Genomic DNA, 17813 nt, shown 5'->3' on the forward strand with positions numbered 1-17813 from the left:
ACATTACTTGGCTCTAAACATGACATTTGCTAGTTTAGGGTCAAGATTATTTGTAAGTGCTTAACAAAATGACTAGTAAAAAGCAAAATACAAAAGAAGAGATTACATTTTATTACTTTTTGCTGGATCAATTAGAGAATAGTACTCGAGGAGTTTCAGTAGCAGCGCTAACATCTGCTTACAACACATCATTTAACGCAAACATATCTGCATCTACAACAAACAAAGCGTTAAAATATCTTAGCGATTCAGGAAAATCCAGCTTAAAAATAAGTACGGCAGGAGAAAAAGTATGGTTCAAAGGGATAAAAACCACAAAACACAGCGGTGAAATAGATATATTTCTATCCTATATACTTAAAAAGTTCAACCCCATCATATTAAACAGAGACGCAGAAAATCACATCCATGAAAACATAAATGAATACACTTCTTCCATAGTTAACAAACAGTTTAAATTTTCAAAAAAACTAAATGGCACAATAAAAAAACTTACTGAACTACCAAGGGTCAGCTTAAAGACTGGAACACAATACAGCCTTAATCTAACCGAAAGAGTGATAAAACTTAATCGCTGCCGCACTAGAGCTCTCGAGAACAGCCTTATTTCCTTTTGCACCAACCAGATAATATATTCACAACTAAAACTAATAAAAATAATTACTGAAGAAGAAAATAGAGAACTTACAAGTGCGTGGGTTAAAAATTCATCATCGAAGCACATATCAAACATGGTTTGTGGAGCATTCACAATATCTAAAATATTAGGAAATGACGCTCATCCATCTGAACAGGCATTGCTATTATTTCGAGAAATATCAATCCACCTAGATGCATCATTGAGCTACGACATAGAGCTGCTAAACTTAATACAAATTGAAAACTTGAGAAACCCATTAAAAAAGCACTGCGAAGAGCTCATTTATATTTTTCAAAAAAACATAATTGCAATAAACAAACTCAGGAAGGACTTAGGAAAAAAACTTAATTCTGAACCAGAAAAAATAAGACTCATGCTGGCCAGTATAGCCCGTAGTATAGCCCATATTACTCTAAACGATTTTTATTGGGGGAAAATATGCCAAGCAGAATTTAGTGAAGAATACCTTTATTTTGAAAGGTTTGAGGCGAACGATTTACTGGAAAAAATGCTTAAAGAAAGAGTATCAGCAAATCTAAATGAGTATCAAGCAAACGGACTCCATTCAATTAATCTCTTTAACACCCTAATAACTAATGACTTGCTTTTTGAAACTGATACCTACCTAGATGAGCTCTCTAGTTTAAACATTACCGAAATTGCTAACGACGAATCTTGGACCTTATTTGAACCATATTCTGCAGAACTAGTTTACAAGGACGAGTGGTCCACTATCTTTGGTATGGAGAAAGAGTTATTCTTAAATTTTATTACCACAGATAATGACAACTCAGAGTCAGATAAAGATAGGAACCAGAAAGCAATAGAAAGATTGAGCTTTTTAGAGGAGATAATTGTAACTTTTGGCATATGCCGAGAGAGAGTATTGCTCGCTGCAGCGTCAGATGCATTAAGCACCTCTAAAAAGACAATTACAGCAGACTTACTAAGACTAACTAATGTTAAAAAAGAGCTTATTAGTATTGAGGAGATTGGAGGTGAAAATTATTACATCTCCAAAACTGCACGAAGAAATACCATGCTATTGCTAGAAATGGCTAAAAAATTTACACCTTTCAAAAGTTTTGGCCCCTATCAAATTTTCTTCCAGATTTATGATGATATCGCACACAAAATAAATGCCACAGACAGAGAATGGTTAAATAAAGAGGTGGAAAACTCATCAGATTTACCTTTTATAGAGAAAGTATGGGATTTAGATTTCTGTTTATCTGTTACACCACCTGATTTTGTCAGCATGCCAAATAAGGCAAATCAAAAAGTTACTAATGGGAACGCAGCTTTATTGCTCCATTTTGATGCTATGGAAGCGTCTCATTTGAATGGGATGTTTGAGCGTTGGTTGAGCAGTAGGACCGAATTTGAAATCGGCGATGAAGTTATTGAAGTTCCGTTAGATCCTAATTTTGTCGATTACACTGAGGGCATTACTCTTTATTACGATGGTCGACTGCGTGACTCGTGGGGAGCGTCAGAAGATGTGAAAGAAAATTTCTACATTAACGCTCTATTGGATTCGTCACCTACATCGTTACTTTCTATGTATTTCTGTCCCCTCTAACGAGCAGGATCCCTCCTTCACCTTGCCAGAAGCCTTAGTTTCTTCGCAATCCGATAAAGCCTTCGCTTGCAGAATAATTCATTTGTTAACAAAATGAAAAACCCAAATCTGATGCAACGCAAAAGAGAAAGATAAAATTAAAAAAACATATTTATCAGCATCTTGAGTGATTTTGCCGTTTTTTATTTTCCTCGAGAAATAGGTGGCCTAGCTGTCAGATACTATTTGTTTTAACAAGAAACGGTATTGGTCTGAACGTGAGGTGCCACATGGCTACTAAGAAAACCCCAAAATTCTCCACAAGACAGCTTGAGCTGGATCTGTTTGATGATAAGTGTGTAGCTGTGCCTACAGAGGAGTGGCTTAGCCCTGCAGAGGTAACCGAGTACAACAACTCAATTCCGTTTGAGCGTTACAGGGCAGAAAACCTGAGAAAGGCAGCGCAGATCATCAGCCGCGCCTGTTACCAGCAAGAGTATGAAGTACAAAAAGTGCTGGAGGATTTGTTTCAGTATGGCAAAGGCTTTGCCACGCACTCAGTTGAAGATTTTATGTCGCTGTGGGATAGCTACCACTGTATCGAAGAGCTGGATACGGACGGCGCAGCCTGAACCTGGGCTGCCGGCTAAAGACTTATTTTGACTGTGTTATATAAGGGGTTTTACTATGTCAGATACCATTGAGCGCATCATGGTGACCTTTTTTGATGTTATTTACTCTGCCAACAAAGAGTGGACAGAAACAGAGATCCGCCAGCAGTTAATCGGCAAGGGATACAGTATCTCTCAGTCGCAACTGAACCGCGATTTGAACCGTTATCACCACCATTTTGGCGTAGAGCGGTTAGATCAGGATAACTCTTACTACACAAAACCAGTGTACCGGCGTAAACAAAACCGCATAAGTGAGGCCAGAATGTCTGAAGGTGAAGTACAGTTCCTAACTGCATTGCTGACAATTAGGGAGCATGTTGGCCAACACCTGCCACCAGAGGCAGAGCATTATCTGGATAACCGCATCCAGGCGCTAAGTTCGCAGCGCAGTATCTTGCAGCGCAATGTGCCACATCACCCAATGTTTGCTTTGGAGCAGAACCTGCAGTTACTGACCAAACACACCGCCGATGGCAGCATTGATGAGGCTATCGCCACGGCCCTTCGTATCGCTTTAACCAAGCAGCAGGACGTGTCGTTACAGAGCAGCGAGTATGGTGTTAACCAACACGATACCTTTAGCCCGATAAAGCTGTATGAACATCGCGGTGACCTTTATGTCAGCGGTATGTCTGCACTGGAAGGCGGCACTAACCGTGATTACTGCATCAGCAAATTACTTTCTGTGCAAAACGTCACAATAAAGCCTGCACAACCGACACCGCAGCTGGGCGGCCTGCGCCGCTAGCTTTATACCCGGCGGCTGTAGCCTACCGCCAGATCATTTTTTGCTCTTATTTTGCTTAGCAGCCTGCCTGACAACGGCACGCTGTATGGCGTGGTATTTACTTTTTTCGCAGGAGTTTATATGCGGATACATCGTCCAACCGCCCCGCGCTGGGGCATAACATCGGCTTTAGCCTCTGAATGGCAAATGTTTAAGCGGCACAAAAAATGGCTGATTGTGCTGGCACTGGGTTCTTTTTTGCTGGGCCTTTATGAGCAAAACCAGGTTGGCTGGACCAGCGAAGAGGTGGCCGGGTTTACCCTGAATGGCCATGTCAGCAAATTTTTCTATACCAATGCCTTAAACCTGCTGTTATGGCTGTATGTCACCTTAAAACTGCTAAGCAAATTTCCTGGCGCCAATCAAGTCGTGGCGGGTTGGGCCATTGTTAAAGGCTGCTTAACGTATTTTATCTGGTTAGCTTTAGTGGTCTGGGCAGCGGCCAAACTGGTTGCCATAACGATGCCCGACATTAACAACCCAGGGCACTTTATTGACTGGCTTACAACACAGCCGCCACTTTTGCTGTGGGCACTGTTCGCTATGCTGTTAGTACTGTTTGCTTATCTGCAGTCAGTTGCCAACATTACAATGGCTGGCACGGTTTTGCGCCGTCACTTCAATACTGCAGCCAAAGGCCTGCCGGCCATTATTGCCTCGCACTTACCTGTTAGCGCACTGTTTTTCAGCGTGCGTATGCCGTTTATCACTTTATGTTTGTTGGTTATTTTACTTTTTAAATTACTCACTGGCTGGCTTGGTGTACTTGGCCTGCCGTTTGTTCATCTTATTAGCGAGCCATTGGCGCAGCTAGCCCTGTTATTTACCGTACAACTGACCTATTCGTTGTGTGCCGACCCACACTACGACCCTGCATATCAGCGATACCGCCACACCGGGCTCACCATGGCTCCTGCCAGGTCTGAACGCGTCTAGTTACTGTCGAGGTTATTATGAGAAATACCACCCTATGCTATTTGTTTTTAGAAACGCTGGCGCTATTGATGGTGTTACAGATTTTTTTCGGTAACCCACACTTTAGCCTGTTAAGTAGCTACGAGCGCTTTGGCTATGCCACTGCCGCCCTGGGTATGTCACTGGGTATCAGCATGTATTTGCAACGGCGCTTTAATCTGGAGCGTGGTATTCAGCCGCTGATTGCCATTTTTTGTTATGTATTGCTGGTCAATGCCGTATCCGCTGCCGTTGAAAACAGCCCTAAACTGTTGCCGCTGCAACACCGGGCTTATGCTCTGCAGCAAGGCGTTAAAGTATTAGCCCGTGATGAACAGAAAACCGCTACTTTTGCTGAGCAGTTTAACAGTGTTAGCGAAAACTACCCGCTAAAAGACGAGCTTATCCGGCAAATCCATCTGGATACCATTCGTGGTATTGCAGGCTTTATCCGCCAACAACCAGCATGGTCTGCAGCCCTTGATGAAAGCCGCTTTGATGGCGTTGAACGCGCCGCTGCTTACCAATACGGTGACAATTACGACATGCACAGAGATCTTCAAGACGCCGCCTCTTTCAGCGGACTGTTTGCCCTGCTTTCACCTTTTACCACCCGTACAGCAGGCCAGCTGGGGCTTATGCACCAAAAAGACGACCGCATCTGGGCTTCACTGGCGGACATTTTAGTTGACAAAAAAACATCCCCTAAGGAACATTCCAAACGCTGGCAATATCTGGGAGAGAAGCGCTTACTGCAAGCGTTAGCGTTAAAGCTAGACTCTGTAAAAATGCTGCCACACCAATTAGGAACGCCATGGAAAGACACCTTGCAGCAAAGCCTGACAGCACATATTCTGGCCAAAGCAGATTTACCTGTTGCCGATCAGCATGGCTATTTCAGCCTGCCCTGGCGCCAGGGCAAAAGGACTTATAACGCCGTTCAGGAAATCAGCCGGATTATCCGCTGGGTGGCGCCTTTTTTAGTCACTACTAATGGCCAATTGTTAATTCCACTGGCTGATTTCTCCAATCCCAAGCGGGTTAAACAATTTGAACAGCATTTCCTTAACGGTTTGCACGACACCTTTCGCAATAATTTTAACCATTATTACCAGCGCACAGCACAGGCGCTGATTAGCCAACCAGAGCTTTGGCGCTCACCACTGGCCGAGCCACTGTATAATCACTTTTTGCGTATCGGTGTGGTTATGCCGCTGCTATTGGTGCTGTCCGTTATCTTACTGGCGGTAAACTACTGGCGGGTAGCGCGCCAGGGTAAAGAGGCTGCGGTTTTGGGGCTGGTCAGTATAGGCCTTGCCGTTGCGGTATTTAACAGTTCCATACTGTATTGGGTAATGCAGCCTGTGCTGCTGTTCTCAACCCGCGAGCCATTGTTGTTTGTAAACTAACGTGATTTATGCTGGCATAGAGTGTCTATGCCAGCAGGTTATCTGTTCAAAAGAAGTGACAAACTCCAACTTATTTAACAACAGCAGGTCATATCAAAGTCGTGTACTTCTGAGGATCTGCAAGGAAATCTCTAACATTTTTCGGAGAAAACGCTTTGGTATTGTATTTTATGTCCACCAAGTCTTCTTCAAGAGTGGGGCTTTTGAAGTCAAGTGGTAAGACAACACCAACGTTATCTTCTAAGCTCAAACGAATACGCCATGCATTTGGTAAAGCCCTTCCCTTCTCACCAAACTCGGCAAAAGTGAGCATCCTTTTGCCATTCATTTTAAGAGGTTGCCCTGTGTAACCTCCAATTACTTTTTGCGACAAATGTTTTGTTGCATTCAAATCTAAAACCCAAGTAAGAAGTCTGCTAAAGAGTTCCTTATCCTCTATAGCAAGCGAGTCCAAGAAGGCTTCAACTTCATCATGATGTGGCAGATAATCCAGTGAAATTTCCTGAACTTTAACACCCAATGGTATCGCTGAATTTTTATAATTACTTGTGTTCCTTGCCCTATTAAGCCAAGGTGACAATCTTTCAATTAGTGCCTCTTCTTCTGTCGAATACAGAGAAACGTCAACATCGAATAATTTAATAATTTCAGCAACTCGAGAGAACACATATATGCGACACCCACTTTCCATCAGCTTGCTAAGCTCTTCCAGATTTTTCTTTCCTGTTCCACTATTTACAAAACCGCCCTCATGTTGAGTTAGCCTGGTTGCAACACCGCCTCCGGCCTTACCGACATATACAATTTCTCCTGCTTGGTTTTCTCTCTCTGCCCCCCAGATATAAACACACGATTTATTCTTAAAACCCAAAGAATCAAGCTCTTCATGTGGAATTAATGGGAGAAACTTAAACCTACCATTTTGAAGCTTTAGCTCATGCGTTTTGATAAAACCAAGTTTAGTTATTGCAGACCAGTTTTTCATTTAAAAAACCTTTTGATAATTTATCTTATTGATAATAAGTAAATTATCAACTATCCATAAAAAAGGCCAGCTGATCTGGCCTTGGTAACAACATCAAAACAACCTTACTTTTCTACTGGTTTCCGCTTCGATACAAAGTAGTACTTAAACACATGCTCAGGCAGTGGGCCAAAGAAGCGGCTATCAAGATTGCCCCCCCAGTTATCAGACAGTACAAAATAATGCCCGGCCGGTACGGTAACCTTAGTAAGGCCATTCGCTGCCGCCCGTTGCTGTATGAAGGGGTATGTCAGTGCCGTTTTATAAAAACGCTGCTGACTGGCGCTATGTAAAGGTTGGTCAGGTAGCAAATGGTACATTGGTAATTGCATTAACTGATTAAACGCCGGTACCAGCGATAACACAGCCCCTTTACTGTCAGCCTCCTCACTGTGCATTTTATAGCGCGGTAAATCACTTTGTTCATTAATGACAACTGCCTGCCCGTTATAAGACAGCCACTCACCGCTATGTGCATTGAATTCCAGCACATCACCGGGGCCAGCAATCACGCGTTTTACCAGCCCCATCTCAGGGTTGGCATAGGTAGCACCGGCAGCAATCGAATAGACCTTACCTACTTTAGGCTTGAGAAAAAAACTCGACATTAACAAACGATCACCATTGTGAATAAACGGCATCATCGAATTGCCTTGAATATTCACTCGTATAACCGAATTCCACATGATGATGAACAGCACGATCCAGCATGCCAGAATCGATAAAGCTATCTTCAGCAGAACTGACAGAACACGGCGAATAGTCGCTTGAGTGGTAGTAGATAAATACATCATAGGGCCTCCCGGGCAAGTTAATCTGTGGATTACCAGCTGGCTCAACCTAATGATTAAGCCGTCTGTTAAGCAGAATATCCGGGCACTATTCATCTGATGCATAACCACAAAACAAAGAGAAAAAATGTATAAAAAAGGCCTGTAAAGACAGGCCTGATAAGACACTTACTGACAAACCGCCGGGATATCAGCCAGCGCACTGGTGTTTATCCTCACCGGGGCAGAACATTCAGCCATATCCGCTCGGCAAAGCTGTGCATATAGCGTTTTGCCCAGCACATCGGCTTTTTGCACCACAAAACGCTTAGTAGGGTAATCGCCAATCCAGCTGCGAGTTGCAGACTGCGATAGTGCATTAGCTTCTGCCGAAGATAAACGGATAAACTGCTGCCCGCTTTGCTCAACAAAGGTGTTCACTTCAATACTCACCTGATCGCACAGGCTGGCACCTTGTGGCAAGTGCTGCAGCATCCAGCCGTGTCGGCAGGCGGGTACAGCGTTTAATAAAAAGCTGGCCACATTTAACTCGCCGTTTTCGAAGCGCTGTGCATTTCGATATAACGTTGTCGCATCAAGAATACCGGCACCGCAGCCTACGCTGTCGCAGCGGTTATTGCTGGTCCAACGCGACACACCGGATAATTGCACCAACATTTGCCAATCCTGTGCCGAGAAACTGAAGTCTTTTTGTACAGCGCTTAAGACCCCCGCCACGATGGGTGCAGAAAAGCTGGTACCATCCCAAAACGCAACGTTATTATCCCTGTATAGCCCGGGCACACTTTGCCCCATAGCCATAATGTCGATGTGCTCACCGTAGTTACTAAAATTAGCAATATCGGCAGGGTTGTAGTCATCACCCTCGTTAGCGGCACCTACCGTAATTACGTTATTGCATTTTGCCGGTATGTAATTCACCGCTTCATCTGCATCGTTTCCGGCTGCCACCACCACGGTAAAACCTTTGGCCGTCACCTTATCAATGGCGTTTTGCAGATAGAACGGGCAGCTTGACTCTCCTACTTTGCCCGCCAGGCTCATATTAATCACCCCGGGCTGGCCGGTAAAATCGGGCAGTTCTTCAAAACTATCACCCGACAGCCACTCCAGTGCGGCCGCAGCGTCAGACATGATGCCCGAGCCACAATTCATTACCCTAAGCGGTACCAAGTTAACGCTGCCGTTAATGCCCGCGATGTTAAGGCCATTATTCACTGTGGCGCCAATGACACTGGCTACCCCAAGCCCATGCACATTATGGCAACTGCTCTTAACGAACTCTTGCTCCAAAAAGCCCGGGCCGCGCACATCGCCGTCGTTTAAGGTGACAAAGTTAAAACCGTCCATGTAGCTAATGTCATCATGCAAAGTAAAGCCGGTATCCAGCACATAAACATCACTGACAAGCTGTGGCGCCTTTAGCTGCCGCCACATGCTCAGCACTGACGAGGCAGTCGGCGTCTGCTCGCTATTGTCGGCAAAAAAAGTCTGCAGTTCAAAGCTCTCGTCATCAGGGTTGGTTTCATTCCACTGCGCCTGGGCGCTACTTATCATTACATCCTGCTCGACATGTGAATAAAAGCCCGTTTGCTTTAGCATTTGTTGAGCTTGTGCAACCGGCAGACCAGCTGGCACACTAATAGCCAGGCTTTTATAGCGGCTTTTTTTCAGCCGGTTGCGCTGGCTGAGCATTTTGCCGGCACCCGCAGGCTTGGGTACACACCAGCTTTGCTGCTCTGGTAGCGTAAAACAGTGCTGCTGTGATACGGCAGGCAAAGCGGATGCAGACATCACGCTTATATCAGACGCTGGATAACTGACCACAAGGCGCTGCTGCGCCATTGCCGCGCCCGATGCCAGCGTTAAACTCAGTGCAACCAGTTTCAGGGTGTAAGATTTCATAGGTAGTACTCCTTAATCAGGTAATAGTTACAGGCTGCAAGATGTGGCTGACAACAGATCCGCCAGATAGCGGTATTCATCATGGAATTGCCATTGGCCGTCTTTCACTTTGCCAAACTGTGGGTTCCCCACAAACCAGGACACAGTGCCAAGCTGTTCATCCAGATAAAACTGCCCGCTTAACTCTGTGGCAGTCCCTACAATGGTGATTTGCTGCAACAGACGGTTAATCTCTTGCTGATAAGGCGAGTAGTAACTAAACAGCTCTGCCATCAGTTGCTGATAGCCGTTGATAAGAATGGAGTCAGCTAAATTACCCGCCTCGTAAGCTGCAATATCCAGCGCATTAAAACGCTGCTCAGTCAGGTCACGCTGCGCTTCATATGTAGCTGGCAATTGCCACCCAGGTAATGGCGCCCCCTCATTTAAAATAATGGCGGCATCCTGTAAGGCAGGCAGCAACTGCAAAGGCTCCTCCAGCGCCATCAAACGTGCTTGCTGTGCTTTTACCAACTTAATCTCTGGCAGCATTGCAGCAAAAGAGCTGTTAGGGAGGTTAAATTGTAAGTTCCGGCTAATTACCCGGCTTGGATCAGTGCCATCTTTAACTGTCAGCAGCAAAGACACTTTGCGGTCACGGTCGGTTTCGCTCACCTGCAGCTCAAAGCGGGTTGGGCTTAGCTGATTAACCGATACATAGCCCGCACCATTAAAGCTGTCATCCAGCAGCTCAGTACTTAAGCTGTTTTTAACATTAGCCACGTTAAGTTCGATTACCGCAGTACTGTTCTCGTCCAAAACTTCAGGTGCAGAAATATTGAGCGATAACGCCGGCACTGGCGGCTCGCTGTCACTACCACCGCCACACCCCGTTAATAACCCTGCCATTATCGCTGCTGATAAATAACGCTTCATATTCAACCCTCATCTCAGTGATACCAATTAGCACCAGGCAAAAAACCGCCTGACGGCTGCTGTTGGAACCACTTTAAGAGGGGGCTATGCATCTGATGCATAGCTGGAAAAAGAATTAAAAATATTTAGGAAATATGCAAAGGTCTGGCACAGTTATCGTTGCTTGGGTGGGTTACAGTCTTGATTGTCAGGGAAATTTACCAGGCCGCATCATCATGTACGGCCTGGTTGGTACATATAGATAAAACCGCTTTACGCCACAACAACTAGCTTGCAAATTGCACAAGCTGGCAGAAGGTATTTACCCTGGCTTGCTGTTGAGTATTCGCGGCATAGCTGTTAACCAGTTTAGGGTTGCAAACAACGATGGCAAGTGCCTGGGCTCTGGAGATAGCAACATTTATTCTGTTTTTATCAAACAGGAAATCCATACCTCTTGGCGAATCATTTGCATCGCTTGAGCACAGGCTAAAAAACACAACCGGCGCCTCCTGCCCCTGAAATTTATCGACACTACCAACTTTAGCGTTGGGGCCCAGCGCTTGTTTAAGTTTATTCACCTGAAAATTATAAGGTGTAATAAAAAGCATATCATCCCAGCTTATCGGTCTTGTTTTGCCATCTTTACCAGTAAATGAGCGCCCTAAGAGCTCAGTTGCTGCAGTGACAATCGCCGCAACTTCTTCATCGCTTGCTTGGGTATTACCCTCGTGCTCCACGGGAACATAAACTACCCCAGCTTCTTTATTAAGTCGCCCGGTGTAGCCCTCGGGTACTGATACTTTTTGCTGATCATTTTCAGGAGCCGACTTTAACCGCCCCTGATAAATGGCCTGACTTATAAATTCATTAACTGCCGAATGCATCCTGTAGGTCGTGTCGAGGAAAATACCTCTGTCGTCAGAAATCGTTGGTGTGTTGTGCAGTAAATAGTCAAGTATTGATAATCCACTCTCGGCTGGGTGCGTGCCCTGCACAGGTTGACCTAACTGCATTTGATCGCCCATCAGAACAAGGTTATTAGTCGCCCGACTCATCCCTATCAGGTTTGCTAGTGAAACCTGACCAGCTTCATCGATAAAAAGATAATCAAATTGTCCCTGCAAATCATCTCTTGAGAAACCCCAAGCTGTTGTGCCAATAACACAAGGTTGCTGTACGTGTGCCGCAATGTCTTTATTTTGCAGCACGGCAACACCTAACTCATGGATTTCGTTATCGGTCTCCTTGGTGCAACCGAAAAAAGCATCGATATTATGCTCACGGCAATAACGCGCAGTGCCTAACAACAAGTTGTTAATCGCTTTATGTGAGTTTGAACTAATACCCACTTTCTTACCCCGACGTAATAACTCTGCAATTACGTGCTTTCCGGTATAGGTTTTTCCTGCACCCGGCGGCCCTTGTATTGGAATATATGAATTATCCAGGTTAACGATCGCTGCAATAATCTGCTGAAGTCGCTCCTCGGGGTTGTCGCTAGAAGCAATTGGTTTACCAGGCTCAATACCTTTGATGCGCGGCGAACGTCTGCTTAAAAAATCAAAAATGGCGCATTCGGCATCCGGGTTTGCATCAAATTGTTTAACCACTTGCTCTACAGCGCTTGGAATAGGCTCAGGCTGCACATACTCATCTGGCACCAGAGTTATTATTGATGGCGGCTCGTCTTTTGACTGAACAGTAATAATGCCTTCGGCTAAGTTCGTATATTCAGGTACTAGTGTAACCTTAACTCTTTCGCCATTAGCATTTTCGGCGCCGAGTATGTAAAAAGACTGTGCATTGGCCAGTTTAAACTCTTGGTCTGGGTTGAACTGATATTCATATGCTAAATTTCGTGCTTTTGGCTTTGGTTTAAAGGGTTCGGTACTTGTTCGTTGACATGCAGCCAGACAGTCAAGATCATCTAGTAATTCCATTTCCGTAAGACCAAGGCGGTCAAACAATCGCCAAAACACCGGTTTGGCTTCCCGTCGATGAAACTCTAACGACCAGGCCAGATTTTCTGTAACCGCTGCTTTTGATTTGTCATCGCCTTTGTCAGACGCAGCCTGCTCCAGCAAACTATCCCGCAGCTTAATTCGTGCAGAAACCTCTTCAGAAATTTCAGGCTCAGTAATGTCTGTCTTCCCTAGATAGGGAATGCTATGTTCAGCTTGTCTCTCTCGCAGCCAATCGACTAGTTCCTGAGTACTATTGCAGTCGTCAATGTTGTAGTTTCTAATGTCACTTAATATTTTGGACGTTTGCCAATCAGTACCATCCGGGTTCTGTCGCCAGTTGTCATACACAACAACCGAATCACCACCCGTGCCAACTTCTGTTTGACGCTTGCCACGATACAAGTGTTCGACATTTTTTATCGAATACCGGGGTTCGCCAATTAATAAACCGCTTTTTACTATTTTGTACAAATCTACAAACACTTCATTGCGTAGCAGCTGATCAACCTCGTGCTCACAAACACCGTAACGGCTCATCAGTTTACGACAGGCGGCAATTTCATAGTTGGCATAGTGGTAAATATGCATAGATGGATCTTGCTGCCATCTTGCATACACCCATTCAATAAAATTTTTAAAAGCCTGTTTTTCCTGTTCAGGTGTGTGTGCCCAAAAATCGATAAACTGTCTATTGTTGTCGTCATCAAAATAAGTACTACCCCATAAGTACTCCAGCCCTCCTTCGACCAGCGGGAAGCCTTCAATATCGAAAAACACATCTTGCGAGGAGTGCGGCGGCAATAATGACAGCCCCTTTTTCTCTCCATCAGCAGGTGCTATTACTTTGTACAGCGGTGTTTCGCGTCCTTCACTGGCTTTTTGAATTGCAGCCTGCGCTTTCAAGCGCTCAAACACCGCATCATTCATGCCTGAGATACGCTTGATATTCGTTGTTGCCAGAGCTTCCATAGTGCTGATGCCGGCTAACATTAGCTTTTTTATCTGTGACCGCGTAATGGTAGCGACCAGAGATAAATGATCCGCTTGCTTTAGCAGGCTTTTTGCAAAACTGTCCCAACTACCGAAGGAGTTAGAATCAGCTGGATCAGGCATTCTGGACAGGTCAAAATTTAGATGAACCTCAAGAAAAGATTTTTTGACAGACTCATAGTAGTAAAAGTAGTCATCTGTCCTGAGTCGCTGAATATTGCCGTCACCAAGCACAACGACAAACTCCTGTGAACGGCGACCCTGGATATCAGCAAGCATGTCCTGATAACAACATAGCTGGACGGTAAAATAAGGCTTTAACGTTTTAGATAATTTTGTATCCCACACTTCGTAATGATAATCACCAAGCGCACTCGCGCCCTCTACTTTTACCAGAAAGTCTGCAAAGCCAGAAAAAGGCGTTTTGTTTAATGCTGCCTGATATATGACATCGGCCCCGGCTTTCATCTCCAAGACCGTTGCCAGTACTTTATCCGCCTCATTACTAAGATCAGCAATGGTCAAGCCGCGCTGTTGGAACTGCGTTAAAGCAGCAACTTCATGCTCGCCGCCTTTTTCCTGCAGCATATTCATCATGGCATCTACAGGATCTCGCAGAGCTGCCTTATCAGGCATCAGAACAGCACTGTGATCCATCCAGGAGGCAAACGGGCTATCAATAAAGAGAGTTAAGTCTGAGGGTGAAAACACTACCGAACCGTCACGTTGATACATCGACTATTCCTTATTTACTTATACGTTTACGTATCATATTAGGAAACAGTAACAGACGAACGGATTCTGGTATAGTTTTTAAGTTTTAGGTAACCACTAAAAACTCACTGAGTTCAACTCACTAACAGCTCCATAAAGTGGTGCCCTGAAGGCCTACTTATTCTCTCTGTTAATTTAGTATGAGCCTCTATTTCAAATAACCAATAATCTTTTGTCGATGTAGAAGACTGAGACTGGAGCGCACCCGTTTGTAATTGTGTCAGCTCATTTCTAAATAACTGTTCCAAACAGTAGATCACTAAAAAGAAGGAACTCAACGCGGTTTACGCGATCAGATCGGTCGCCAAACTAATAAGTCACAAAACCGCATTGAGTATGAACAAGATAGCATTTTTGTACGGCGCAGAAACCCGCCGTTTGAAGAAAATTATCCATAAAACCCGTGATAAAGACCTTTGCCGCAGAGCAACTGCGGTGTTATTGGTTCTAAAAGGTAAGGCTAAAGCTGAAGTGGCCAGACTGCTGCAAGCTGGACGTTCATCGGTGAATCGCTGGATGACGTGGTACAAAGCAGCAGGGATTGATGGCTTAACAAATCAGCGCACAGGCCGACCGCCAACACAGCCCAAGGCTTTAATTATTTATGTGCTTAAGTTACTGATTGAGCACAAGCCCAGGGATCTTGGCTATCAACGGTCACGCTGGAGTACGGAGCTGTTAAGTCTGGTGTTGAAGCGCGTTCTTGGCTTGATTGTGCACAGCTCAACGATACGCCGCTTGCTGCCTAAAGCCGGCATAGTCTGGCGCAGAGCAGCGCCAACGCTGCGGATAAAAGACCCAGCTAAAGCCGAGAAAATGGCGGCAATATATGAGGCGCTGAATAATTGTAGCGCTGAGCATCCGGTATTTTATGAAGATGAAGTTGATATCCACCTTAACCCAAAAATCGGTGCAGACTGGGGCTATAAAGGTAAACAACGTCTGGTGGTAACGCCGGGCAAAAACAGAAAACACTACCTGGCTGGTGCACTGCATAGCAAAACAGGCCAGATAACCTATGTTGGCTCAACAAGCAAAAGCTCAGAACTGTTTATCAGCCTGATGGAAAAGCTGAAGCGGCAATACCGGCGAGCCAAAACCATTACGCTGGTGCTGGACAACTACATTATCCACAAGAGCAAAAAAACAGAGAAGTGGCTGCGTAATAACCCGAAGTTTGTGCTGTTGTTCCAGCCGGTATACAGCCCCTGGGTTAACAAGATAGAAAAGCTGTGGCATGCGTTGCACGAGACCATCACGCGCAATCACTGTTGCAAAACGATGGATGATTTATTGGAGCAGGTTGAGCATTTTATGGATACCGCAGCTCCGTTTCCGGGAGGTGGTCATGGTTTACAGCGGGTGTATCAGAGTTAGGATCAGTTATTAAGCTTCCGCATTTCGACTGATTCTCTAAGATACTTAAACGGATAAGGCAACACCGAATACTGTTTATGCCGAATATGCGAGGGAGTGAGCATATCGTAAAAATTTGTTGGAACATTCGAGACATTACCGCACAGTCTGTATAAACGGCTGAAGTTGCTATAGCTGGCTTTCACCGCTTGCACATTTGCTGAAAAATACAGACGGTGTTCTGCAAAAACCCTTAGCCCCCAATGCGCTTGTAAAAAGCCGTCCTGGCGTTTTTTCACTGATTGCCATAAGGTAATACCATAGTTTTGCAGCCATTGGTTTAACTGCTCTTTGGCAGTGCTACGCTGCAGGCTTTTGTCTTTAAGCAACGCTTTTGCGTCCGATACCTTAATGCCATTTACTGCGCTGCTTTTAGTAAGATGCTGCTGCAATAACCTGGCTGCGGCATTATCAGGATATTGCTGGCAGAACTGCTCAAGTAACTCTGTCGGTATTAGCTTACCCTTGCTCTGCTCTACGCTAAGTAAAATGGGCATAATACCGTGAATATCCGCCAGAGGTACTGCTGGTGTATCGGTAATAAAAAGGTACTCTTGTCGCTCTGGCCAATACATAAGTGGTTTAACTTGCCCCTTACTGCCACTGAGCATTTTGCTATGCTGTGGGCTAATTAACTGCTTTAAATTGGCAATTTCTGAGTGAGACAAAAGGCCAAACTGTAATTTTGCATTGTTTAATGTAAGCGAATGATATCTGATTTCTGCATCTTTGTTGACATGCTCAGCCAGAATGTAGGTTGCACCCAACGTATCAGGCATGTCATGCAGCAAAATCCGCTTTGTGTTTAGCTCTAACTTAACAAACAACTCTTTTAACAGTACCTCATAGACATGCAGAGACAACTTGCCGCTGGTATCAAGCAGGTTTTCCAGGGTGCAGTTTTGAATAATTTCTGCTGGGTTAGCCTGCTTAAGCTGTTGATAAGGATCTTGCCCTTTCGCATAAGTGTCTTTGTGGTATGTAAGCAGTAAATTCAGGCTTCCCTGCTGTGGCACTTTTGCACACCTTGCCGGGTACCCATCTGTATTTAACTGCTGCAACAACAGCTGTTCGGCATGTTCATTATTAGTGGTATTTATCAGCACTAAGTCGTGTTGCAACAATTGCTGGTGAATAGCCGCATAGTGTTTTTTTATCTCACTGCCTTTAGGTAGCAACTCCAAATGTGTTGGAAAAGATGCCAAGGTTAGTGTAAACCTATCGCCGTAAACCGTTTTTATGTCTTCCAGGCACTGGTTAATAACGCCAGTTTTCGTGCGTTCAAATAGCTCTAAATCAAGATCGGTTAAATCAATAGCCGCAACGCGGTTTTTAAACTTGCTGGCTGCTGCTTTAATGTAGTCGCCTTTAACACTTTTACTGACTATCGCCGACGTTAAATCGAGTGCATACCTCTGCTCACTAGCATACTCAGGGTAAAGCTTACCTGAGGCATCTTGTAGCTCCTCTACCGGTGTAAAGGTAACTACTTTGGCGATTAGTGCACGAGGTACTTCGCCCTTGCCTGTATTGCCTGACCAATCAGTGTCTATATCAATCTCTACTGCAACGAGTTTCTTATTGGTCGTTTTAGCCTTTCGGGGTTTCTTAAAATCTACCAGGTAGTACAGTCCATTTTGCTCAAACCGGCTTACGGCACCATTAGCATGTGTTAAGTTTCGCGCCAGGGCGCGAAGCAATAGCTTGTCTAATACGTAAGGCGGCGTATAGTCAAAATGCGCTTTTTTGACCGCTACTCTTGGGTCATCAAATTTGAAATTATATTGCTGCGCTACCAGTACGTAATAGTGTTTACTGAAGTCATCTACCAACGACACTATAGCGCCTGTCTTATACAGCAGGCCTGGAATGGCCTTCTTAACGTCTGCTCTTTCTTGTTTATCCGTGACATGCTGGTAGCTAATAATGTAAATGTCATACAGCTTCGCTAATGCAGGCCTATCGAACTGCGTATCTGCAATATACGTTGTGAGCACAGGAATGCTCGAAGGGGTCATTTTCGCCAT

The 17813-nt window shown here is 44.8% G+C and carries 12 protein-coding genes; 6 read left to right on the plus strand and 6 right to left on the minus strand.

The window, feature by feature from the left end; translation table 11 throughout:
* The first annotated feature begins 68 nt into the window (after positions 1-68).
* The 5 genes from E0Z06_RS13230 (at position 69) to E0Z06_RS13250 (ending at position 6025) form a co-directional block, all read left to right on the plus strand.
* Complete coding sequence (locus tag E0Z06_RS13230) at positions 69-2222, plus strand: hypothetical protein (protein WP_132585549.1); 2154 nt, start codon at positions 69-71, stop codon at positions 2220-2222.
* A gap of 269 nt (positions 2223-2491) precedes the next feature.
* Entirely contained in the window at positions 2492-2833 is a 342-nt protein-coding gene (locus E0Z06_RS13235) for a hypothetical protein (protein ID WP_132585552.1), read from the plus strand.
* A gap of 55 nt (positions 2834-2888) precedes the next feature.
* Positions 2889-3623: a hypothetical protein gene (locus E0Z06_RS13240; RefSeq protein WP_132585555.1), complete on the plus strand. Its 735-nt coding sequence runs from the start codon at positions 2889-2891 to the stop codon at positions 3621-3623.
* Between the two features lie 120 nt (positions 3624-3743).
* Complete coding sequence (locus tag E0Z06_RS13245) at positions 3744-4598, plus strand: hypothetical protein (RefSeq protein WP_132585558.1); 855 nt, start codon at positions 3744-3746, stop codon at positions 4596-4598.
* 17 nt (positions 4599-4615) lie between these two features.
* Positions 4616-6025: a hypothetical protein gene (locus tag E0Z06_RS13250; protein WP_132585561.1), complete on the plus strand. Its 1410-nt coding sequence runs from the start codon at positions 4616-4618 to the stop codon at positions 6023-6025.
* Between the two features lie 88 nt (positions 6026-6113).
* Here E0Z06_RS13250 and E0Z06_RS13255 read toward each other — a convergent pair whose 3' ends face one another.
* From E0Z06_RS13255 to E0Z06_RS13275, 5 genes are all read right to left on the minus strand, one after another.
* Positions 6114-7010 (minus strand): hypothetical protein, encoded by an 897-nt coding sequence (locus tag E0Z06_RS13255; protein ID WP_132585564.1) that lies wholly within the window; start codon positions 7008-7010, stop codon positions 6114-6116.
* A 104-nt stretch (positions 7011-7114) separates the two neighbouring features.
* Complete coding sequence (lepB, locus tag E0Z06_RS13260) at positions 7115-7843, minus strand: signal peptidase I (RefSeq protein WP_165907404.1); 729 nt, start codon at positions 7841-7843, stop codon at positions 7115-7117.
* A 165-nt stretch (positions 7844-8008) separates the two neighbouring features.
* The gene (locus E0Z06_RS13265; RefSeq protein WP_132585570.1) at positions 8009-9745 is read right to left on the minus strand and encodes a S8 family serine peptidase; all 1737 of its coding nucleotides are present in this window, start codon (positions 9743-9745) and stop codon (positions 8009-8011) included.
* Positions 9746-9772: 27 nt separating this feature from the next.
* A complete protein-coding gene (locus tag E0Z06_RS13270) occupies positions 9773-10660 on the minus strand; it encodes a hypothetical protein (RefSeq protein ID WP_132585573.1) in 888 nt (295 codons plus the stop codon).
* Positions 10661-10926: 266 nt separating this feature from the next.
* Positions 10927-14331 carry a TM0106 family RecB-like putative nuclease gene (locus E0Z06_RS13275; RefSeq protein WP_132585576.1) on the minus strand — a complete coding sequence of 1135 codons (3405 nt, stop codon included), beginning with the start codon at positions 14329-14331 and terminating at the stop codon, positions 10927-10929.
* 375 nt (positions 14332-14706) lie between these two features.
* Between E0Z06_RS13275 and E0Z06_RS13280 the strand changes: the two genes are divergently transcribed.
* Positions 14707-15747 carry an IS630 family transposase gene (locus E0Z06_RS13280; protein ID WP_132585579.1) on the plus strand — a complete coding sequence of 347 codons (1041 nt, stop codon included), beginning with the start codon at positions 14707-14709 and terminating at the stop codon, positions 15745-15747.
* A gap of 2 nt (positions 15748-15749) precedes the next feature.
* Here the strand turns inward: E0Z06_RS13280 and E0Z06_RS13285 are convergent, their stop codons facing one another.
* Entirely contained in the window at positions 15750-17813 is a 2064-nt protein-coding gene (locus tag E0Z06_RS13285) for a hypothetical protein (RefSeq protein WP_132585582.1), read from the minus strand.

This window comes from Rheinheimera sp. D18 (assembly GCF_004345025.1).
Taxonomy (GTDB): domain Bacteria; phylum Pseudomonadota; class Gammaproteobacteria; order Enterobacterales; family Alteromonadaceae; genus Alishewanella; species Alishewanella metallidurans.